17 protein-coding genes are annotated in these 22,858 nt (G+C 45.0%); 12 read left to right on the top strand and 5 right to left on the bottom strand.

The features are described from left to right. Positions 1–57: 57 nt before the first annotated feature. Complete coding sequence (locus LRL21_RS12745) at positions 58–1,185, top strand: NADH:flavin oxidoreductase (protein WP_240416170.1); 1,128 nt, start codon at positions 58–60, stop codon at positions 1,183–1,185. A 113-nt stretch (positions 1,186–1,298) separates the two neighbouring features. On the opposite strand, the gene LRL21_RS12740 is transcribed toward LRL21_RS12745, so the two are convergent. Further along, entirely contained in the window at positions 1,299–1,820 is a 522-nt protein-coding gene (locus LRL21_RS12740; protein ID WP_240416169.1) for a GNAT family N-acetyltransferase, read from the bottom strand. Positions 1,821–2,034: 214 nt separating this feature from the next. Here LRL21_RS12740 and LRL21_RS12735 point away from each other — a divergent pair, with 214 nt between their 5' ends. The 4 genes from LRL21_RS12735 to LRL21_RS12720 all read left to right on the top strand — a co-directional run bounded on the left by LRL21_RS12735 (position 2,035) and on the right by LRL21_RS12720 (position 7,284). Continuing rightward, entirely contained in the window at positions 2,035–2,628 is a 594-nt protein-coding gene (locus tag LRL21_RS12735) for a TetR/AcrR family transcriptional regulator (RefSeq protein WP_240416168.1), read from the top strand. Then, the gene (locus LRL21_RS12730) at positions 2,625–5,801 is read left to right on the top strand and encodes an efflux RND transporter permease subunit (protein WP_240416167.1); all 3,177 of its coding nucleotides are present in this window, start codon (positions 2,625–2,627) and stop codon (positions 5,799–5,801) included. The genes LRL21_RS12735 and LRL21_RS12730 overlap by 4 nt, the downstream gene beginning before the upstream one ends. 120 nt (positions 5,802–5,921) lie before the next feature. Then, positions 5,922–6,338 carry a hypothetical protein gene (locus tag LRL21_RS12725; RefSeq protein ID WP_240416166.1) on the top strand — a complete coding sequence of 139 codons (417 nt, stop codon included), beginning with the start codon at positions 5,922–5,924 and terminating at the stop codon, positions 6,336–6,338. Between the two features lie 139 nt (positions 6,339–6,477). Continuing rightward, positions 6,478–7,284, top strand: a complete 807-nt coding sequence (locus LRL21_RS12720; RefSeq protein ID WP_240416165.1) for a DUF4253 domain-containing protein — start codon at positions 6,478–6,480, stop codon at positions 7,282–7,284. An 18-nt stretch (positions 7,285–7,302) separates the two neighbouring features. Here LRL21_RS12720 and yfbR read toward each other — a convergent pair whose 3' ends face one another. Continuing rightward, positions 7,303–7,893: a 5'-deoxynucleotidase gene (yfbR, locus tag LRL21_RS12715; RefSeq protein WP_240416164.1), complete on the bottom strand. Its 591-nt coding sequence runs from the start codon at positions 7,891–7,893 to the stop codon at positions 7,303–7,305. Between the two features lie 202 nt (positions 7,894–8,095). On the opposite strand from yfbR, the gene LRL21_RS12710 reads away from it, so the two are divergent. Further along, positions 8,096–9,631, top strand: coding sequence for a fumarate hydratase (locus tag LRL21_RS12710; protein WP_240416163.1), 1,536 nt, complete (start codon positions 8,096–8,098; stop codon positions 9,629–9,631). Positions 9,632–9,711: 80 nt separating this feature from the next. Here LRL21_RS12710 and LRL21_RS12705 read toward each other — a convergent pair whose 3' ends face one another. Further along, complete coding sequence (locus tag LRL21_RS12705) at positions 9,712–10,245, bottom strand: TetR/AcrR family transcriptional regulator (RefSeq protein ID WP_240416162.1); 534 nt, start codon at positions 10,243–10,245, stop codon at positions 9,712–9,714. Positions 10,246–10,511: 266 nt separating this feature from the next. Between LRL21_RS12705 and LRL21_RS12700 the strand changes: the two genes are divergently transcribed. The 4 genes from LRL21_RS12700 (at position 10,512) to LRL21_RS12685 (ending at position 15,380) form a co-directional block, all read left to right on the top strand. Next, positions 10,512–11,270: an SDR family oxidoreductase gene (locus LRL21_RS12700; protein ID WP_240416161.1), complete on the top strand. Its 759-nt coding sequence runs from the start codon at positions 10,512–10,514 to the stop codon at positions 11,268–11,270. A gap of 264 nt (positions 11,271–11,534) precedes the next feature. Then, complete coding sequence (gene pnpS / locus LRL21_RS12695; RefSeq protein ID WP_240416160.1) at positions 11,535–13,337, top strand: two-component system histidine kinase PnpS; 1,803 nt, start codon at positions 11,535–11,537, stop codon at positions 13,335–13,337. Positions 13,338–13,414: 77 nt separating this feature from the next. Beyond that, entirely contained in the window at positions 13,415–14,134 is a 720-nt protein-coding gene (locus LRL21_RS12690) for a response regulator transcription factor (protein ID WP_240416159.1), read from the top strand. 163 nt (positions 14,135–14,297) lie between these two features. Next, the gene (locus LRL21_RS12685) at positions 14,298–15,380 is read left to right on the top strand and encodes a Gfo/Idh/MocA family protein (RefSeq protein WP_240416158.1); all 1,083 of its coding nucleotides are present in this window, start codon (positions 14,298–14,300) and stop codon (positions 15,378–15,380) included. 122 nt (positions 15,381–15,502) lie between these two features. Here LRL21_RS12685 and LRL21_RS12680 read toward each other — a convergent pair whose 3' ends face one another. Both LRL21_RS12680 and LRL21_RS12675 read right to left on the bottom strand, forming a co-directional pair. Continuing rightward, the gene (locus tag LRL21_RS12680; protein ID WP_240416157.1) at positions 15,503–16,522 is read right to left on the bottom strand and encodes a cytochrome d ubiquinol oxidase subunit II; all 1,020 of its coding nucleotides are present in this window, start codon (positions 16,520–16,522) and stop codon (positions 15,503–15,505) included. Beyond that, positions 16,519–17,874, bottom strand: a complete 1,356-nt coding sequence (locus LRL21_RS12675) for a cytochrome ubiquinol oxidase subunit I (protein ID WP_240416156.1) — start codon at positions 17,872–17,874, stop codon at positions 16,519–16,521. Before LRL21_RS12675 ends, LRL21_RS12680 begins: the two co-directional genes overlap by 4 nt. Positions 17,875–19,446: 1,572 nt before the next feature. Between LRL21_RS12675 and LRL21_RS12670 the strand changes: the two genes are divergently transcribed. Together LRL21_RS12670 and ltrA are read left to right on the top strand one after the other, a co-directional pair. Next, on the top strand, positions 19,447–19,611 hold the full coding sequence (locus LRL21_RS12670) for an NUDIX hydrolase (protein ID WP_240416155.1): 165 nt from the start codon (positions 19,447–19,449) through the stop codon (positions 19,609–19,611). A gap of 1,732 nt (positions 19,612–21,343) precedes the next feature. Then, a complete protein-coding gene (gene ltrA, locus LRL21_RS12665) occupies positions 21,344–22,513 on the top strand; it encodes a group II intron reverse transcriptase/maturase (protein ID WP_240416154.1) in 1,170 nt (389 codons plus the stop codon). Positions 22,514–22,858: the final 345 nt, after the last annotated feature.

Raw genomic sequence — 22,858 nt, 5'->3', positions numbered from 1 at the left:
GTTGTTGCGGTAATTATGATTTGCACAAATATTTATATAAAACGGAGGTAATAAGGAATGAGTAATCAAGATACACAACCATCCACGAAGGTAGAGCCGTTGTTTGAACCGTTGTCGATAGGAAAATTGAAATTAAAAAACCGGATCGTCATGGCTCCAATGACTCGAGCTTTCTCTCCTGAAGGCGTGCCAGGACCTGATGTGGCTGCTTATTATCGCCGCCGTGCAGAGAATGGCGTAGGTCTCATTATTACTGAAGGTACGTTAATTAACGATCCAGCTGCGACGAATAATCCTAATATACCTAATTTCCATGGGAATGATGCATTGAAGGGTTGGGCTGAAGTTGCTGCTCAAGTTCATGAGGCGGGCGGGCTCATTATGCCACAGCTTTGGCACATCGGTACGGATCGCAAGATTGGTGCCATCCCTAACCCTGATGAAAAGCCGATTGGGCCTTCAGGTATTGACATCGCAACTGGTGAGCAAGTCAATGAGCCTATGAGCGAATCCAGAATTGCGTCCGTTATTGCAGCCTACGCACAAGCAGCGGCTGACGCCAAACGAATTGGTTTTGACGGTATCGAGCTTCATGGGGCGCACGGTTATCTGATTGATCAATTTTTCTGGGAGAAAACCAATCAACGTCATGACAGCTACGGCGGTGATTTGGTAAAACGAACTCGTTTTGCAGCTGACATCATTGCGGCATGCCGTCGTGCTGTAGGTCCGGATTTCCCTATTATTATACGTATATCGCAATGGAAATCATCGGATTACCAAGCCAAATTAGCAGAAAATCCAGATCAACTGGCACAGTTCCTTGCACCTTTAGTGGAAGCAGGCGTTGATGTGTTTCATTGCTCTACACGTCGATTCTGGGAACCGGAATTTGAAGGTTCTGAGCTTAATTTTGCGGGTTGGGTCAAGAAAATAACTGGAAAACCAACTATTACAGTAGGCTCAATAGGACTTGACAATGATTTTATATCTGCCTTTAAAGGAGAAGGGGCAGGTGCGGCCAACGTAGATACCTTGATCGAAAAGCTCAGTAAACATGAGTTTGATCTGGTTGCGGTAGGTCGTGCTTTACTGGTTGATCCAGCTTGGGCGTCCAAAATTCGCGAAGGCCGAACAGAAGAGCTGACACCGTTCACACCACAAGCCTTAGGCACATTGTTCTAATAGTCCATGCAATTCTTATAAAAAAGACCGGGAGACCCTGAATCACAGGGCGATCCCGGTCCTTTTTGCTTAAAAAGCAGTATTTTGCTGTTAAGCAATCGAACCAACTGATCTTAATTTGAATTTGTAGGGTGCAAGTGTATAACCATCAGATCATCATCCCAGTATTGTCCAAGGCTTTTCATCGCATTTCGTTCGGTTCCATACGTAGTAAAACCAATGGATTCGTAGAGCTTTTTCGCTGCGTGGTTGGTGGATACTACAGTTAAGTTGATTTGCTCGAGTCCCGGGCATTGCTTGGCTTGTTCAATTAATTCGGTTAGTAGAGCATTACCGATGCGTTGTCCACGATATTCAGGGCACACATACATAGCATAAATAGTACCTTTATGTGTAATCTTGGGATTACTTTCTCGCACAAAGGTAACGATTCCTGCCAACTCCTGAGTTTTGGTAAAGCAGCCTAACGTAAAATTCATTGCTGTACGCTGCAGATTTTGTTGGAATGCCTCAAGAGGTTTGGCCTTCTGTATGTCATAGGTCGTTAAGAAAGCTTCCGGATTTTCTTGAAGAGATCGTAAACGAAGCTGGCGATATATGTTAGTATCTGCTGGACCCAGGTAACGAATATTCATAAGATGCAGCTCCTCTCTAAACCCATTCAATTCGAAAATTGTTACAATTATACATCTGATGTACCCTATGAAACAAGACTTTCCTTTGGACGGATTTCAGGAAGGAAATGATCAACGATACAGGTTGCAGAAGCTGGATAATGATGTTAATATAAAAATGACTGATGAGTCAGTCATAAATTATTGTTCAGGTACTCAGAGGGGGAACGCACAGATGGGTGAAGATAAAAGGGAAAGTATTATAGAGGCCGCGCTGAAGCTTTTCGAGGATCAGGGATATCACACTACGAAGGTTTCAGATATTGTACATAAAGCTGGTGTAGCCCAAGGGACCTTTTACTTGTATTTTAAAAGTAAGGAGGATTTATTCCGCAGCATTGCTGAATCGTGCCTCGGTCAAATTGCCGATGCGATCAAGCAAAATTGCACAGGAGACATGAAGGAACAGGCGCTTTACCGAATGATACTGGAGTCGCTGCACGTGTATTATCATAACAAAACGATTTTGAAAATTTTAAACGGGCACGGAGCGGCTTCTACGGAGATCGCTGATATTTCAGATGCTTTTTATCGTACAATTATGCTCGTTATCAAGCAATCCTTTCTGGATTGGGGTGCTTTTCCTAATTACTCGGATGCACAGCTTGAAATTGCGGCCTATTCGAAAATAGGCATGGTAGAGCTGGTGGCGTACCAATGCTTTGTCGTTCAAAATTACGATACTACACATATTGAATCTATAGCTCAAGTACTCGCAGGTGTTAATGCGCCATGCCATTTGGAGTCGACGGAAGCGGGTGACAAATGATCACCAAATTACTGAAATACCGTAAAGTAACGCTGTTGTTCTTCGTAGTGGCGGTACTTATGGGAGTTGTGAATGTATTTACACTTAAGCAGCGGGAAAATCCGGAGATCGAGATCACAACGGCCATAGTCAAGACGATTTATCCGGGTGCCTCACCGGAGAAGGTAGAGCAGTTTGTTACCCGACCGTTAGAGCAGAAGATCAAGGAAATGAGCGATATATCGATTCTCAGCTCAACCTCCATGGCTAATGTGTCGATTATTAATGTGGAAGTCAAGCCGGAAACCGATATTAAGCGAGCCTGGGATACGCTGCGACAGAAGGTTCAATCTGCCGATAGCGAGCTTCCTGCTGAAGCCAATAAGCCTGAGGTTAATGATGATTTAGGCAAAATTGCCGAGCAAATCCTGCATTTTGTCGTTCAACAGCCAGAGCAATTAGAACCTCTGCGGCCCGTTATGGAGCAATGGAAAAAACAGCTAAGCACACTCTCGGGTGTGAGCAATGTGGACATTATCGGGCTGCCGGAGCAGGAAGTAGCCGTGATTATTGATACGGATAAGCTGGATACGTTCAAGCTGCCATGGGGTATTGTTGCACAGGCGCTCACCAATCGCCATGATCGTGTGCCGCTCGGTATGGTTGATCAAACAACGAAATCCTTTTATGTCAACATGCCTGGAGAGTGGAAGTCGGCTGAGGATGTTGCGAATACGGATATTTTGGGAATGCCTAACGGCAATACATTAAAGCTTAGAGATGTTGCTGAAATTAAGCTTCGACCTAAGAAGCAAGAGGTCAGTATTGTACATAACGGTAAACCGGCTCTCGATCTCGTTATCAACGCAGAGAAGGGCGCAGACATCCCTTCCTTGCAGAAACGTATTGATGTGAAGACAGCCGATCTGAAATCTAAATTACCAGAGCATGTGGAATTGGTGTCCTTGTTTACGCAAAAGGAGAGTCTGGATCATTTATTCAAGGATTTGGGCCAGGAGCTATTGACAGGGATCATCGTTGTTATCATAGTCTGCTCGCTGGGACTTACCTTCGGTACATCCTGGGTGGTGGCGCTGGCTATACCGATTTCGATCACAGTCGGGTTTATCCCAATCGAATTCCTGGGGATCGACTTAAATCAAATCACGGTGGTAGCGATTGTTATCGTTCTCGGAATATTGGTCGATGATGCGATTGTTGTGAATGATAATATCCAGCGGCGACTGCAGCTGGGCGATACTCCAGAGCAAGCATCACGGCTCGGAAGCCGCGATGTTGCGATATCCATCCTGACGGCTACGATTGCAACGGCTGCAGCATTTTTGCCTCTGTTATTTCTCAAGGGCAATATCGGAAGCTTCATTCGACCGCTGCCGGTTGTGATTTCCTTGACCTTGGCGGCTTCCATGGCGATGTCATTGACGGTCATTCCGATTTTTCGCCAATGGGTAGGAGAGCGTGCACTACGAAAGCAGCAAACAAAACAAATGGCTTCCAGAAGCGCGAAGAAAGCTAAAGCCGATCCCGAATCAACAGAAGCGAATAATCGCTCTGCACAAGAGGAGATCAGGCTGGTTGAAGAGCAATCACCTGGGCTGCTGGGCAAGCCGATTCAACGACTAAGCTCCTTCTATAGCAGGCAAATATACGTATTCCTGAAACGACCGCTGCTGACGGGAATTGTTGCTTTATTAGTCGGTACCAGCAGCTTCGGCCTGCTGCCGTTCCTGGGTGTTCAGTATTTCCCTCCAGCCGAAAAGGATGAGATGCTGATTGATTTCAAGCTGCCGACAGACCGCATTTTTATGGAAACTGAATTTACGATGAATAAAGCTGCTGACTGGATTCAGCATCAGCCTGGCGTGAAATTCGTTACTGCCTATTCGGGCCGAACAGCGCCCAAGTTTTATTACTCGGAGTCGGAACGTACCGGTACGAACGTAGGGCAGCTGTTTGTCAAGATTGATCCCAAGGTGATCCATACCAAAGAGGTGATAGCCAGCTGGGGGCAGGCGTTGAGGCAGCTGGTTCCTGAGGATATCGAAATTACACCGCGAGAGCTGGAGCAAGGTCCACCCGTGGGTGCACCTATCGCGATTCGTATTAGCGGGGATGATCTGGATCAATTACGTCAGCTTTCCAATAATGTTCAGGAACTATTAAAACAAATTCCCGGTACAACAAGTGTATCTGATGATGTCGGCGGGGATATGAATACTTTTGAAATGAAGGCGGATCCGGCAAAGCTGAACCTTTTTGGAGTCAGCGATAAGGATTTGACAAGGACGCTGCGAATGGCCACAGAAGGCCTGGAAATCGTCTCCATGCAGCAGGGAGAGAAGCTGATTGATGTGACCTTGTATGCCAAGGCACGCAGTGCAGATCCTATTGACACGATGAGCAAGCTGTTTGTACCTACACAAAAGGGTGGAACCATAGCGGTTCGTGAGCTTGGCGATATTCGTTCAAGCAAGATGATTAAATCGATTCATCATCGCAACCAGACCCGAACGATCATCGTCAGAAGCTACACGCAGGACCGCCTGTCTGATGACGTCATCAAGGATGTCAAAGCACAACTGAATACCCAAACGCTTCCTGCCGGTTATACCGTTGAGTATGGCGGGGAAAATGAGGAACGCAATGACGCTTTCATCGCAATTGGCAAGCTGTCGATCATTGTTTTGCTGCTGATTTATATTTTGATGGTTATGCAATTTTATTCATTATCGATTCCGTTATTGATCTTATCGACCGTGTACTTAGCCGCCGGTGGTGCTATCATCGGTCTGTATATTACGAATTCGCCTATCGGATTTATGGCTCTTATGGGCTTGGTCAGCTTGGCCGGAATTGTAGTAAGGAATGGAATCATCCTGATTGAATTTATTGAGCAGGCCAGAAAACGCGGATTGCCACTGTACGAGGCTGTGGCGGAAGCGGGAAGAGCCCGACTTCGTCCTATCCTGCTCACCATGGCAACAGCCATTGGCGGCCTGCTGCCGATGACGATTATGGGCGGCAACCTGTGGAGACCGATGGGCATCACCATTATCTCAGGCTTGATCTATTCGACGATCCTGACGTTGATTGTCGTACCTTCCTTATTCGTTATACTGGAAACGTGGCGCGAGAAGCGAGCTATCCGCAAAGGGATCGCTATTCACGAATAGTTCTTAATTAGGGCCGTAGAACGCGATAAACGAACGATAACGCCGCATTTCATTTGCTAACGCTTTGCGTAATCAGGTATACTTAATTTATATAAATTATGTATATATGGAGGTACTCTGATGGTTCAAGTGTTCGTTTTTTTACATGTACTTGCGGCTATAATGATGGGGATTTATCTGCTGCTGCCTTTCCTGTCCATGCGAATTCAAGCGCTGACAGGACAAGCACAATTCGGATTTTTGAGTGTATTGTTCGCTGTGAACCGGACCGGTCAGTTGGCGCTAGTGATTGCGCTGTTATCAGGCGGATATCTGGTCAGTAAGGTCGGAAATTCCGTTGCCTGGATGATTGTGTCTGTCGTGTTGTTCCTGGCATTGGGCGCGTTAACGGGCGTATTGGGTGGAGCTATGCGTAAAGCATTGTCAGACCCTTCCGGTTCCAAGGTCAAGGACCACCTGGGCAAGATCAAATCGATGAGCGTGATCTGTGGAATCTTGTTTTTCCTGATCGTTGGCGTTATGAAGTTTCCTTTTTAAAAAAATGGGTTGTTTACCATACAGCTAGCTAAGCCCAAAGGTTTGATGCCTTTGGGCTTTTCTGTCTAGTGGGCGGGAGCAGCTTAATCTTGGTGAATGATGTAGAATATGGGGAATGATTACAGATAGGAGGATCATCATGGAATGGATTATTTTCGGTGCGCTGCTGGGTATTATTATCATCAAATGGACTAACAGAAGAGAAAGGAAAAGAAAGCTGGCAGAGGAGAAGGAGAGGAAAAACGAGCCAAGCACACAGGAGCCGTATCGGTGGACACCTTCTGATGCGGACGCAGCAAAAGCAGAAGTTAACCAACAAAACGGGGTTCAACTTCATAAGCCGGAAGAGGTTGACCTGAATGGCCCTTTAAGTGAAGAAGCGAGCCATAAGCTGCACACACTGGATGAAGCGGGTCTGGAGCTGGAGCGGTTAAGCGGGCAAAAGCTTCTTCCGTATGCGACCATAGATTTTGGACGTGGTCAATATCCCCATAGTATATCGGTAATTGCACCTGATAAGGCCGTTGCCCTTCAATGGGTCGATGCTATGCAGAGACGTCTCGCACCAGGGCTACTATGCTATGCAGGGACTTCACAATGGTTAGGTGATGATCCCAAGTCAGGTACCGAGGTTGTTATCGGGCTTGGGGAAACTCAGCTGGATATTGTACGGCTAGCCCAAACCGATGCTTGCAATTATGATCTGGATAATGCAGCATTAATAGCCAAATTGCAGGAATTGAACAGCCGCTACGGCATTTCGATTAAAACAGCTTCCTCCGATACCGTCGGATTTGTAATTACGGCGCTTCCCGAGGACATGTCACGGCTGTGCAGCGATTTGTACGCCTTTTGTCCTGATTTGATCGACCAGGGTGTGGGCTCCATGGAAGCGTTGGAGGCGTTTTTGTTTGACAACGATTATGTGGAGCTTTGGTGGGATTAAGGATGATTACCGACAGGTCTAGTCCTCCGATAATTCGTCTAATGTTTTTTCCAGGCTTGGTGCGAGATTTTGCAGGAAATAGTCCATTTCAGGCATATTGAGCTCCTGAATCGATTGTTCGATTTGCTTCTTGGCACTGCCGAATTCCTTATTGCCAGCGGACAGCTCGGTAACACATTTCAAGTAGGCGTCGAGCAGATCGGCGCCTTTGACATATTTTTTCAATTCCGATTGGCTGCTGCTTTTCGTATCAATTAAGGGCTCATACACGTGACGCAGCGTGTCTGGAATCATATCCAGCAATCGCTCGGCTGCGAGCTGTTCGATTTCGCGGAAATTCGATAAAATTTTCGGATTGTGATGCTTAACGGGGGTCGGAATATCGCCGGTAAATACCTCTGTCGCATCATGAAAAAGCGCCATGCTGACGATTTGGTCAGTCGGAAGCTGACGACCGAATATTTCATTGCCAATCGTGCAAAGCACGTGAGTAAGCAGTGCGACGTGAAAGGAATGCTCGGCTACATTTTCCTTTACTACATTACGCATCAGACTCCAGCGTTCGATATAACGCAAACGGTACATATAAGCAAAAAAATGACTTTCCATTGATCTCATCCTATTCTTGTGAAGGCTATATATAGTACGATATTATACACGAATTGTGAACCGATAACAGTATTTGAAGCTGCCAGATTATGATATTATAGAATAGTATGTCAGGGAACCCAACCTAGCAGGCCTTTATAATGTTATTTAAAAAGTCGGCTTTTTGAGTAGGTACTTATAGCAGAGAGGAGATTTTTTATTCATGCAGCATTTTGAACAAAGTATGTATAAACTGATTTTGGAAACCTCAACGAATCTTCCGGCGGACGTACGTGAAGCGATTCAGGCGGCGAGAGAGCAGGAGGACGAGGGAACTCGTTCAGCACTGTCATTGTCGACAATTGCTGACAATATTCATATGGCGGAAACGAACGTATCGCCAATCTGCCAGGACACAGGCATGCCAACCTTTATCGTGCACTGTCCGGTAGGTGCTAATCAGATCGTAATGAAAAAACAAATACTGGCAGCAGTTGCACAAGCGACAAAGGACAGCAAGCTGCGTCCCAATTCCGTTGATTCCTTAACTGGCGCGAATAGTGGGGACAATCTGGGTCCGGGTACGCCTGTGATTCATTTTGAGCAATGGGAGAAGGAAGATGTAGAGGTCAAGCTGATCCTGAAGGGCGGCGGCTGCGAAAATAAAAATATTCAATACAGCCTGCCTATGGAGCTCGAAGGCTTGGGTAAAGCGGGACGTGACCTGGACGGTATCCGTAAATGCGTGATGCATTCGGTGTATCAAGCCCAGGGACAAGGCTGTAGCGCGGGCTTCATCGGTGTGGGAATCGGTGGAGACCGGACAACAGGCTATGAATTGGCTAAGCATCAATTGTTTCGGCATGCCGACGATGTAAACCCAAATGAAGAGCTTCGCAAGCTTGAAGAATATGTCATGGAGCATGCTAACCAGCTCGGCATTGGCACGATGGGCTTTGGCGGTCAAGTTTCACTGCTGGGCTGTAAGGTTGGCGTTATGAACCGTTTGCCTGCCAGCTTTTTCGTATCCGTTGCCTACAATTGCTGGGCATTCCGCCGTCAAGGGGTTCTCTTGGATGCAAGCTCGGGTGAGATTAAGGAATGGGTATACCGCACTGGGGATACACAACCGATGACCCAAACTGAGCAGCCGAAGACGGCCGTGGCATCGGAGCGCCGCGAGGTTGTCCTGCAAACGCCTATCAGTGAAGAGCAGATTCGCAGTCTGCGTGTAGGGGATGTAGTCATTATTAACGGGATTATGCATACCGGACGTGATGCGCTGCACCATCATTTGATGAATCATGATGCACCTGTTGATTTGAATGGGGCTGCTATATACCATTGTGGACCCGTTATGTCCAAAGATGAAAGCGGCGAATGGCATGTAAGAGCGGCAGGTCCAACCACAAGTATTCGTGAGGAGCCTTACCAGGGCCATATCATTAAAAAGTTCGGAATTCGTGCTGTTATCGGTAAAGGCGGTATGGGTGCCAAAACGCTTGCAGCTTTGCAGGAGCACGGTGCTGTATACTTGAATGCGATCGGTGGAGCCGCACAATATTACGCAGAATGCTTTAAAAAGGTCGAAGGTGTCGACCATATGGAATTTGGTATTCCGGAGGCGATGTGGCATTTGCAAACGGAAGGCTTCGCGGCGATTGTTACGATGGATTCACATGGCAACAGCCTACACGCTGAAGTGGAAAAGGATTCTTTTGCCAAGCTCTCGCAATTTAAAGAGCCTGTGTTTGTATAAGCTTAGTTAAGCTTGCTAGAAATCAGATGGGTCCGCGCAGCCTTTGGGTCGTGCGGGCTTTTTTTGCAATCAATCTGCAATTAGTTGACATTTTTATTTATTTTAAACGTATGGTTGCTGGGATTACTATTAATAATTTCTAAGAGCTGTTCAGCCATATAGGCAGCGCTGTATGTAAATCCCCCGTTTACCCACTCTATAATCATACCGAAGATCGCATGTGCTTGATAACTGGAATACAGATCTATGTTGATTTTGTGGTTAGTCTGGTAATTTTCAAAATCCTCCAACGGTAATTTTTTTAACTCATGACATATTCTGTTTTGAAAACCGGGCAATCCATTCGACTTCAGAATTAGCGTATAAATGCTGGAATAATTAGCAACATGCTCAAATATTTTGATCACTGAAGTAGTGAGATCGTTAACGATAAAAGTATCCGAGCTTTTATATGGTTCCCGGTACGATACGATTAAATCAGCTATCACATCGTCCATGATCTCTTCCAGTAATTCCTCTTTGTACTGATAATGCTTATAAAATGTACCACGATTAAGGTCTGCCAGGTCGACAATGTCCGTTATTGAGATGTCCTTTAAATCTTTAGTTTGCATTAAGGAGATTAAAGCATTCTGTAAAGCTTTTTTGGATTTTTTTATTCTTCTGTCTGTATGAGACATAGTAATAGACATCGTAATCATCCTTTGTTGGTTATGATTCCATTATTGAACATTTATGAGACTTAATGTTGGTTAATCAACAAAAAGGTAACTATTTACTGATTGAATACCGCTTCTTAAATTAATTATACTATAGAGGAAGTTAATTAATAAACATCTGTTCAATATGGTTAACAATTCAAATAATTGGGGGGATTTCAATGAAATTAAAGGATAAGGTTGCCATAGTCACAGGTGCAGCATCAGGTATGGGGAAACAAATTGCTGTACTTTATGCGAAAGAAGGGGCAAAGGTTGTTGTATCCGATTTAAATCTTGATGGCGCACACGCTACGGTAGCAGAAATCCAAGCAAATGGCGGCGTGGCTTTGGCTATTAAAACAAATGTAGCCTTGGAAGAAGATATTCAGCAATTAATCGACACGACAGTTCGTACATATGGCACGGTCGATATCCTTGTCAATAATGCGGGTATTATGGATAACTTTGAGCCTGCAGCCGATATTGAGGATTCAAATTGGGAACGAATTTTTGCCATTAACACAACAAGTGTCATGCGTTCGACCCGAAAGGTTATACCGATCTTTATTGAAAAACAAAAGGGTGTTATCATCAATGTTGCTTCTGCTGGCGGGTTATATGGTGCTCGTGCAGGAGCGGCATACACGGCGTCTAAACATGCAGTAGTTGGTTTTACCAAAAATACCGGTTTTATGTATGCGGAGAAAGGCATTCGTTGTAATGCGATTGCACCGGGTGGAGTTGAAACAAATATTGGCGCTTCGATGACTAAAATTAATCAATTTGGTGCTTCTCGACAACAATTGGGGATGGCTATTAACCCACGTACTGGCAAGCCCGAAGAAATTGCGAAAGTCGCTCTGTTCCTGGCTTCTGATGATTCAAGCTTTGTTAATGGTACCGTCATTACAGCTGATGCGGGCTGGAGTGCATATTAACCCATACACAACGAATAATTATCAAAAACAATGTGCACCTCTTGAACTAGACATGAGAACCCCGACTTGGGCTTTTCTGTGCTATTTTCAGGGGTGCTTTTTATTTTGTTGGAACGTTGAGCAAGATAACGTACAGGATGGTAAAATTCATATTTACAAATAATTTACTAGCAATTCAAGTGTGAAAAAGATACGATAAGGTGTAATGCAGTCAGTTGGTTACTTATCATAATGCCTATGTCGATGATGGAGGGACAACCCTATATGCACAAATTCCGTGCCCGATTAACGTTGATTTTTATAGTGTTGATTGGCTCTTCGGTCCTCATTGCCGGACTATTCATGGCACAGGTCCTCAGGGAATCACATATTGAAGCTTTGAAAACTAATATGCAGCGGGAGCTGCGGATTATTCTCACAACGATGGACTGGAACAAGGGCGGTACCGAAGCTGAGCAGCTTGCTTACTATGGGGAACAGGTGAACCGGCTTCGAAGTTCAGCGGATGCCCGTGTGACCTTTATACGATCAGATGGCAAGGTGCTGGGGGATTCCGATCATAATCCCAATGATATGGACAATCATTTGCAGCGTAAAGAAATCATTGAGGCGGAGCAAACCGGTGTGGTGGGCTCCGATATCCGATACAGCGCGACGATTCAACGCAATATGCTCTATGTGGTGGTTCCTGTCAAGAATGGCACCATAACGAATGGGTATGTCCGCTTGTCGATGAGCCTTGAGCAGGTTGATGCTTCAATCCTTCGTGTTTGGTATGTTTTATTATTTGGTCTGCTAGCTGTGTTTATCATAGCGACTTTAATTAGTTATCGTGTGGCTTGGGGCATTACAAGACCGATTGAGATGATTACGAAGGTTGCACGGCAAATTACGAATATGGATTATAAAGCAAGAGTTAATGTGAAAAAGAAGGATGAGATCGGTCAGCTTGGTCAGGCTCTCAACCGAATGGCGGACAGCTTACAGCTGCAAATGGATCGCATCCAGGAGGATGAAAGCCGCCTGAAGAGCGTATTGGACAATATGATCAGCGGTGTGATGATGATTGATCGTGACAGCAAGATTGTCTTATTAAACCGTTCAGCTGAAGATATATTGGGCTTCTCCGTGCAGGAGCTGCTCGGCAAAAAATTCGACGAGGCCAAGCAGCAGTTTGAATTTACGCAGCTGATTCAGGAATGTATTGATCTGCGTGAGCATATCCGCGATGAGATGATTTTTTACTATCCCTCCGAGCGAATTCTGGAGATTAATCTCAGTCCGATTTCATTAAATGAAAATGAATGGGCCGGTGTACTGATCGTGCTGCATGATATTACGGCAGTTCGCCGATTGGAACGGATGAGAAGCGAATTTGTCGCCAATGTATCCCATGAGCTCAAGACGCCTATTGCTGCAGTCAAAGGGTTTGCAGAAACGCTGCTGGCAGGTGCACTGAACGATAAAGAAACGGCAAAATCATTTTTGCAGATTATATTTGATGAAAGTGAACGATTGAATCGTCTGATCGGAGATATATTGGAGCTGTCCAAAATTGAATCGAAACGCATTCCGCTGCAGTTCTCACCTGTCTCGGTTAATACATTTGTGAACAATTGTGTTCATGTGATGACTTCGGAAGCGAAAAAGAAGTCGATTGAGCTCGAAATGCACGTAGAAGAAGATCTCTACATCGAAGCGGACGAGGATCGGCTGCGGCAAATTCTGATTAATTTACTTTCCAACGGAATTAATTATACACCGGAAGGCGGTAAGGTGAAGATCAAGGTCGAGTCGATCTTCCACGGTGCGGAGGGCATGGACAACGAACGTATACGCATGACGATTACGGATACAGGTATTGGCATTCCCAAAAAAGATTTGCCGCGCATCTTTGAACGGTTTTATCGGGTGGATAAGGCTCGCTCGCGCAGCTCCGGCGGTACAGGTCTTGGATTGTCGATTGTTAAACATCTGGTTGAGCTGCACAAGGGCTCGATACGTGTGGAAAGCGAAGTCGGGATGGGTACTAAATTTTATATAGAATTGCCAGTCATTCAATATTAGGACATAAAGCATATTAATGATGTATGATATTATGCTATGATAAGGTTGATCTATAGAAATGGATACGGGGGATTCCCATGGCACAACAAATTTTGGTTATTGAAGATGAGCCTACATTGGCCAGACTGCTTTCCTATAATTTATCGCAAGAGGGATATGAGACCAAAGTAATCGATCATGGCAGCGAAGGGCTGCAGGCTGCTCTGCAGCACGCATATGATTTGATTATACTGGATATTATGCTTCCTGGACTGAATGGCTTTGAGATTCTATCCAAGCTGCGTCAGAAGGGAAACAAGACACCTGTCATTATACTGACGGCCCGCAACGCAGAGGAAGAGGTTGTGCAAGGCTTGAAATATGGTGCGGACGATTATATTACAAAGCCGTTCGGTGTTGCCGAGCTGTTGGCCAGAGTATCGGCAGTACTACGCAGAACCTTGTCAGATGAGCAGCTTCAGGATAAGCAAGCAGCAGGTGAGAAGGTCATCACTGCAGGCGATTTGTTTATTTACCCGGAGAAATACGAGGTACTGCTGGGTGGAGAGTCGATTCCACTCAGACCTAAGGAGTTCGAGGTTCTGCTGTACCTGGTGCAGCGTCCGAGTGTGGTCGTTACCAGAGACGACCTGATGAATATTGTTTGGGGCTTTGATTACATCGGTGGTCAAAGAACTGTGGATGTTCATGTCAGCTCTTTGCGCAAAAAGCTGGAAATGAACCAGCAAAGCGTACAGATCGAGTCCATTCGAGGTGTTGGCTATAAATTAGTCACAGCTCCTGTCAAAAAGTCATAGGTTATAGGGTATGGCAAAGCTCCTGATATCAGGGAGCTTTTTTTTATTTCCCAGGAAATTCGAAATAGCCAAATCGGATAAAAGATGGACCAAATTAGTCATATCTTTTTGGTAAAAGCTTGACTATACTTGACTTAAACTTATGAGGGGGATGACTCTAATCATGTCGAAAACGTACAGAATTGGAATTATTGGCTGCGGAGGAATTGCAAATGGCAAGCATATGCCCGCTTTGCAAAATCAGCCGAATGCAGAAATGGTAGCTTTTTGTGATATTGTGGTAGAAAAAGCTTATGAGGCTGCTCATAAATTTGGTTCCGAGGGCGCGAAGGTATACAGCGATTTTAGAGAAATGCTGCAGGACGGGTCGATTGATATTATACACGTGTGTACGCCAAATGATTCACATGCAGAGATTACGATTGCCGCTTTGGAGTCGGATAAACATGTGATGTGTGAGAAGCCGATGGCCAAAACAGCAGCCGATGCCCGTCGTATGGTGGAAGCGGCCAAGCGTTCAGGTAAGAAGCTGACGATTGGATACCAAAATCGTTTCCGTTCGGACAGCCAGTATTTGAAAAAAATATGTGGCGAAGGTGATCTGGGCGAGGTTTATTATGCCAAAGCCCACGCAATTCGTCGTCGTGCCGTACCGACCTGGGGCGTGTTTCTTGATGAAGAAAAACAAGGCGGCGGACCGCTAATTGATATTGGTACCCATGCACTGGATCTGACCTTATGGATGATGGATAATTATAAGCCGAAAGCAGTTTTGGGCACAGCCTTCCACAAGCTGTCCTCCAAGAAGGACGCAGCTAATGCATGGGGTTCCTGGGACCCGGATAAATTTACAGTTGAGGATTCGGCATTTGGCATGATTACGATGCAGAATGGCGCAACTATTGTTCTGGAATCAAGCTGGGCGATCAATATGCTGCAAACCGGCGAAGCCAAAACGACCTTGTGCGGAACCGAAGGCGGTGCGGATATGCAGGATGGACTGCGTATTAACGGTGAAAAACACAGCCGGTTGTTCATGAATGAAATTCAACTGTCGGCTAAAGGTGTCGATTTCTACGACGGCAAGCAGGAATCGCCTGCTGATCTGGAGGCTCGTCTGTGGCTGAAAGCCATTGAAGAGGACACAGATCCCGTTGTTACGCCTGAACAGGCCTGCGTCGTATCAGAAATTTTGGAGGCTATCTATGAGTCGTCCAAAACCGGCAAAGCGGTATATTTTGAATAATAGCACTTTAAAATATATTATGGAACACAACAACCTCCAAGCCACGAAACGGTTTTGGAGGTTGTTTGTTGTGTGGATTATGTGATAGCTGTGAGTGAGTATCTGTCTAATCTGTATGGCATTCACTTTTTCTGCAAACCCTGCACATAATTTGCATCGAACAGAAAGAGACGCATCAGTAGAATCAGTGAAGGGATGAGCAGGCATAAGCCTGCGATAAAAGCTCCGATCAAGGCAATTCCCATTTCCGGACTGGTGACACTTTCGTGTATTGAAACCATGGGATAAATAATATAAGGTAAATGTGCCGCGCCATATCCGAAAAAAGCGAAGGCAAACTGCAGCATCACGAATAAAAAAGCGAGACCAAGACGCTTGCGGTTCCATATCAGATAGGTAGCAATCATAAAGCAAAGCAAGGATACAACGAACATCCAGGACAGCTTCAGCATGTTGTCAAAATGCACCGGATTGTGACGCTGAATAGCGAAAAATACGAATAAGCTCGCTAATATTGTCGGACCGCTCCAACCGATTGCAAATCTCCGCAAAATTTCTGTAGCTTTGGTATCCTTGGCCTTGTTAGCATAATAGGTTAAGAAAGCTGCAGAAATATAGAGCACACTGACAAGCGACAGGACGACAACCGACCAGGCATAAGAGCTGGTAAACAGCTTGTAGAAGAGCAATGTGACATCATTGCCGCTTTCTTCTATATATCCGCCTTCCGATATCGTCAGTACGATGGATAGTGAAGCGGGAATCAATAGACCACTACCCCCATAAAGCAGCTTGTACAGATGGCTTTCCTTGGAACCGTAGGTGCTGAAAGCATAGTAGGAGCCGCGGATGGCGATCAGCACAATAGCGATACTGCCGGGAATTAATAAAGTGGTGCCGAGATAATAAGCGGTGTCCGGGAAAAAACCGACCATTCCGATCATGAAGAAGATCAGAAACACATTTGTGACTTCCCAAACAGGCGATAAATAGCGTTCGATAATGCCATGCACCATATTTTGACGCCCGGTTATCATCGTGTAGTAGCTAAAGAAGCCAGCCCCAAAATCAATCGAAGCTACAATTAAATAACCGTAAAGAAAAACCCAGAGCACTGTGATTCCGATGACTTCAATACTCATTGGTGCTCACCTCCTTGATCAGCCCGCAATGCCAATTCCTCTTCAGGGGTATTCGTCTTGAACATACGGCGGAGTACCGTCCATGCGCCAAACCCAAGTACGATGTAGAGGATTGAGAACATCAGCAGCATCCAGTCCACATTGGTAGCAGTCGTTGCCCCATGTGCCGTTTTCATATAGCCGCGTAAAATCCATGGCTGTCTTCCGGCTTCAGCAAATATCCATCCGGATTCAATTGCCAGCATCGCAAGCGGGCCTGAGAAAGTAATGGAGCGAAGCAGCCAGCGCGGCACTTCTTTTCCTTGTTGACGCCGCCTTTTCCTGTTCAAATATAAATATACGATACAGAGCACAATCATCAAGCTTCCGATCGCCACCATGGCATCAAAGAAATAATGGATATAGAGCGGTGGACGTTCATCCACAGGGATATCATTCAAGCCTTTTACAACGGCATTCGGATCGGCAAATGCCAATATACTCAGCGCATAAGGAAGCTTCAAGCCGTAGTGAACGTTGTGTTCTTTATCAATATAGCCTGCAAATACAAGCGGTGCCTGAGCTGTTGTTTCAAAATGCCATTCGGCCGCGGCAAGCTTCTCCGGCTGGTATTCGGCAAGAAATTTACCGGACAAATCCCCGATGAACGCGGTGGACAAGGAGAAGATCAGTCCGCAAATCATCGTCAGCTTGAGTGCCTTTTGGTAATATACATGCTTTTTACCTGCCAATAAAGCTAATGCGGCTATGGTAGCGAGCACAAATGCGCTTGTCATATAGGCTGATGAAATTACGTGCGCGGTCTTGGTAGGTGTGGCCGGATTAAACATTGCGACCATGGGATCTATGTCGATAATGGTTCGACCGGACAGCTTAAAGCCTTGTGGCGTATTCATAAAGGCGTTAACAATCGTAATAAAAAATGCGGATAACGTCGATCCAATGATAATGGGAATGGAGATTGCAAAGTGCGTCCAAGGATTTTTCCAGCGATCCCACGTATACAAGTAAATCCCGAGAAATATCGCCTCAAAGAAGAAAGCGAAGGTTTCCATAAACAAAGGCAGAGAAATCGCCTGACCCGCAATTTGCATAAAGCTTGGCCACAGCAAGTTCAACTGCAAGCCAATTGATGTACCGGTAACGACACCGACTGCCACAGTGATGACGAATCCACGTGCCCAGCGACGTGCGAGCAGTGTATAATGTGGATCTTTGCGCTTGATTCCCAGAAACTCGGCAATGGCAATCATGACAGGCAGTCCTACACCTATTGTTGCAAAAATAATGTGAAACCCGAGCGTTAGACCTGTCAATATACGGCTGTAAAATACCGGGTCGTAATTCATCATCCCAAAGCACACTCCTTTTGAACATTATGCTCTTATTTACCACTTATTATAGCTTATGTATGTGATTTATTTCACAAAAACTATGTTCAATTGATGACTTATACGTTACGAAATGATGAAAACTCTCGTTTTGTGTGGCGTCATAATTATTGAGAAAAATTTCAGAATTAGTGAGACTGGATTTTCGGAATTAATGAGAAATGTATATAATTATGCATCATCATACATTTAATAACGAGCTCATACGAAATAATGAAGCGGTTGTATCTCCCATCTAACCTTCTTCAATCGATTTTTAGTACACATAAGATATGATAACAAGAAGCCATTTTCAACCACCTTGCGGGTGGGTGGATGAAGTTCAAGAATCTATCAAACTTGTGGTTAAGGTTCGAAACAAGGTAGGCAATGTCTCGATTCGGTTGGGACATCAAAGGACCGTCTAAACGAAGAAAACAGAGTCTGCATTCCAAATTGGATGCACCCTCTGTTTTTACATTTTGCAAGGTAAGTATTAATACACCACATAGATAAGCTTGTTAAACTCTCTGGTTAGTTCATCAATCAGCACATCTTGAATCAAATGATAAAAATTTGGTGACTGATAGATCTGATTGTATTCTTGTAGCTTGTTGTATACTCCCTGTGATGCATCTAGACTCCACCGCCCTGTATGAACGCATTATCTACACGTTCCTGAATCAGAGGTTCTACATAGCTCAAGCGACGAACTAATCTTGATAAGTCTCTATTAAATCGCCAGAGAGAGCTCCCAGAAAATTTTGAAAAATATATATTATTAACCCCTTTGTGGTATTTATGAACCGACTGCATGTTTGCCGTTTATTGTCAAAGGGGACTCTGTCACTGAATGTTACACGGATATATTCGTGAATCCCAGTACAGACAATTTCGACATGTTCTGGCATTAGAAGCAGGCTAAAACATTTTACAAACGAGAGCGACATTGAAGTGACAGGACAAGCACATCTCGTTTATGGTGTTGAAAAATACTATTTCTTAAGGAGGTAATAACATTAATGAGCTTCGCATTAAAAGAATCAATCGCAAGAGTAATAGATAGTCCAGATGTAGTTAAATATTTAAATGCAATATGGAACGAGCTGGAATTAGCTACACCTCTTACTTGAAGTGTAGACCAAGACCAATGAAGTGATGCAATTATTTCAGTTTTTTTGTCTATAACTGATTACTTGATTCAAAAGTGAGTGGGGCAAACACTTTTGTCAAAATATTTTGTATATGCTTGTCTAAAGACCAACCATTGTAGGAAAGAATAATGATTCCAACATTAAATGAAAGGTAAGATCATAATGAAGTTATTGGTTAGTTATTATCCTTACGCAGATGAAACTTTTTATAGCTATTTACTCCGTCAAGCTTTAGGAAATGGCTACAATTCTGCAATTGATATATACCGGTAACGAGGGAGATAGTTGAAAAACTCGCCTTTTACACACGAACGTATATTCGATATCCTGATATTATGATTTCCATATTTAAGGAGAAGTATCAAGTTTCATATTTTCGTGAAAATGATAGGGAGAGAAAATGACGAAAACTGGAATCGTTTTAGTTGCTAGCGTATCTATAATTCGAGAAAACAAAGTTTTGATAATAAAAGAAAATAAACCTTCTGTCAGGAACAAATGGAATTTTCCGGGCGGAAGGATAGAACCTGGTGAAGATATCCTAGATGCTGCACGCAGGAAGTAAAAGAAGAAACCGGATATGATGTCAAACTAACCGGAACAACAGGCATCTATAATTTTATTAGCAACACAAACAATCAAGTCATTATGTTTCATTTTACTGGCGAAATCATTGGAGGTTCTCTTCAATTAGATGATATTGAGATTAATGAATGCAAGTATGTAGTCATTACGGGTACGATAGCTGAATATAAAAATCAAAAAGTCGGTAATCATTAAAAGGAAAATCGGCTTTTCTTTTGGTGAAAACTGTATTAGCGTGGGTTTACGTTATTTGGTTGGCGGTACCCCTCGTTGAAAGTAAAAAAGTGAAAGGGTCACAATCAGGAATTAATTTCCAGAATGTGATCCATTTTTACACATATCTAGGTCGTACCCCATTTAGAGAAAACCTTTTTCAAACGGAGCCGGAGAAATAACCGTCGAGCTGGAAAGGTGCATGGTAGCAGGTGACCCTATTCACATATCAGTCATCATTCTCAGTAGTCATATTCACTCGTTGATAGCCTCAACATTGAGGCAGCTAGCCATGAAGAAACTTGCTTTTTATCGGTGCGTGAAGGAATTTGAATAGATAGCGAGGGAGCTAATTGAATTACAAACAGACAATCAATGATGGTAGGGCGAATTTTCGAAAGAATGACCAACTCTACCTTCGCTGCTATGTATGTGATCCAAAAGACGGTCGTGAGAATTACTTGCCAATAGTAGCAACCGGACAGTGCGCTTGGAAGGAGAATAACGTCGAAGGACATAATATGGATGAATGATTTTTACAAGCTGAAAGTATGCTTATTGACGCTGATCTGGCTCGAGTGATCGGTCGTGCCGAAATCATCTTGAGGAACTATTTATAGCAATATGGGTACTCTGAAGTCGAGCTTCGGGAGCTGATCCGAAAACGGGTATTGCAAAATCGTTAAATCAACGTTCGGCCCATCCTGCTATGAGTACGAATCTGAAGTATGGAATTATAAATTCGATGGCGAAGAAACCGCTGAAAGCTCAATCGCTGCACTAAGTTGATCCGTTCGATGATAACGCTGCAACTGCCGGGAGCCTACCCGGCAGTTTTTTTGGTGCGGCGTGCCCAGCCAAGCACGCATCTTCTAGCCGGTGTAAGTCCGGTCACGGGAGGGGCCAAGCCCCCGTGTAGCTAGGATACCTGCGTTCGGCGAAATCTGTACGTAGAAGCGTATCGACGGAAGCACCTGTCAGAGACAGGGCGAGCGACATACCAGGCCGTAACATAAAGTGAATCCTGCCGCGTCGTCAAAAAGGCCTCGCAAGAGGGAAAAGGGGAAGCCGAGTCTCGCGCACTTGGACGAAGGCCACGGAAGCTGTAAAGACCTTGGAGCAACAGTAAAGAATCCCCCGGCGTAGAGGGATCGGCATGGTATGAAAGAGGATGCAGTGAACTGGGGAGACCCTCCTCTGCACGGTTTTTTTTTTTACGGATCGTAAAGAGACGCTCTATAAGCCCGGAAGGTGAAGTGAGTGATCTGCAGGAAGGGAGTCCGAGGGGCTCATAGTACCAAGGAGCGCAGGACAACACAACCTGCGGGAGGGAAGGAGCCCTGCTTTGTTCATGTTTCTTAAGGAGGTACGAGTCAGTGAATGTCAAACGGCTAACAACACCAAAGGTAAACGTTCAACAACTCCAAGAGAAACTAGGTCATGCGGCCAAGGAAAGCAAGAAGCGCAGATTCCACGCGTTATACGACAAGGTCTACCGAATGGACATCTTATGGGAAGCGTGGCGAAGAGTAAAGGCCAACAAAGGATCAGCTGGGATCGATGGTGAGACGTTATCGGACATCGAAAAGCAAGGCGAGCCCTTCTTCCTCTACGAATGCCATAGACTCCTGAAGGAAGGTAATTACCACCCACAGCCTGTTAAGCGGCAGTACATCCCGAAGAAGGATGGGAAGCTAAGACCGCTGGGCATTCCCACAGTCCGAGACCGCGTCATACAAATGGCAACGAAACTGGTCATGGAACCGATCTTTGAAGCGGACTTTCAAGAATCCTCCTTTGGATTCCGACCCAAACGAAGCGCGAAGCAAGCACTCGATCGTATCCGAAAAGCAGGCAACCGAAAAGGTAATTGGGCGGTCGACGTCGACATCCAAGGCTACTTCGACAATATTAACCAAGAGAAGCTCATGAAACTGGTTGAAATGCGAATCAGCGACAGGCGTATTTTGAAGTTAATACGGAAGTGGTTAAACGCAGGAGTCATGGAGGAAGGAATGGTTCGCCGTTCAGATTTAGGCACACCGCAAGGTGGGGTCATTTCGCCGCTCTTGGCGAACATCTATCTCAACTACTTCGATATCCTGTGGGAACGACATGGTAGCGGATTCGGGGAATTAACGCGTTATGCGGATGACTTCGTAGTCGTGTGTAAGACGAAGAAAGATGCAGAAAGGGCACACAAACTCATTCATGCCATCATGGATCGTCTTGAACTGACGTTACACCCGACCAAAACGCGAATCGTCGGACTTTGGACAGGAAAGGAAGGCTTCGATTTTCTCGGGATGCACCATCGTAGAACAAAAGCAGAGACTTCTCAAGGAAAAGTGTACTACACAACCCAACAATGGTTAGCCCGGAAAGCTGAAGAACGCATACGGGAAGTCGTAAAAGAACGCCTAGCCCCTCCGAACATGAGGCACCAAGCATTCCTCGACCACGTGGAATGGCTGAATCCAAAAATTCAGGGCTGGAAGAATTATTACTACACGGCCTATAGCCAATTAAAGTTGGCCAAGTTGGACTGGTACATTTTGCAAAGGCTCACAAGATGGTACGCCAAGAAAAGGCAACGCGCAAGGTGGATGAACTCACTTCGTGAAGTCAGATTCCTAGCCAATCAATGTGGACTAAAAACGCTCTTGTGATCTGCATGCACATGAATGACGAACATCGGAAAGCCGTATGAGGGAAAACCTCATGTACGGTTTGATGAGGAGGGGCTGAAATTTATCAGCCCTTTACTCTAGCCTCACAGTCGCACAATCTAAGTGGTTCAAATCCACTCGGTAACTTTACCCTTTAAAGTGCCGTAGCCGAAGTAGAGGTCCGACTCCAGAGGGGTAGGATTGGCAGGGTGTCCCTTGCGAGAGGGAATTCGAAGGGCCTGCAGGCAAAGTCCAGCCCGGAATGCAGTGAACCAGAGGTGGCGGCGATGTTGGGTGACCCGCCCGCAAAACGGGGAAACCTATACGGTTAAGTATATCTTGCAG

The sequence above is a fragment of the Paenibacillus periandrae genome (assembly GCF_022458865.1).
GTDB lineage: Bacteria > Bacillota > Bacilli > Paenibacillales > NBRC-103111 > Paenibacillus_S > Paenibacillus_S periandrae.
Note: the sequence above shows the minus strand (reverse complement) of the source record. Positions and strands in the feature narration are given on the sequence as shown.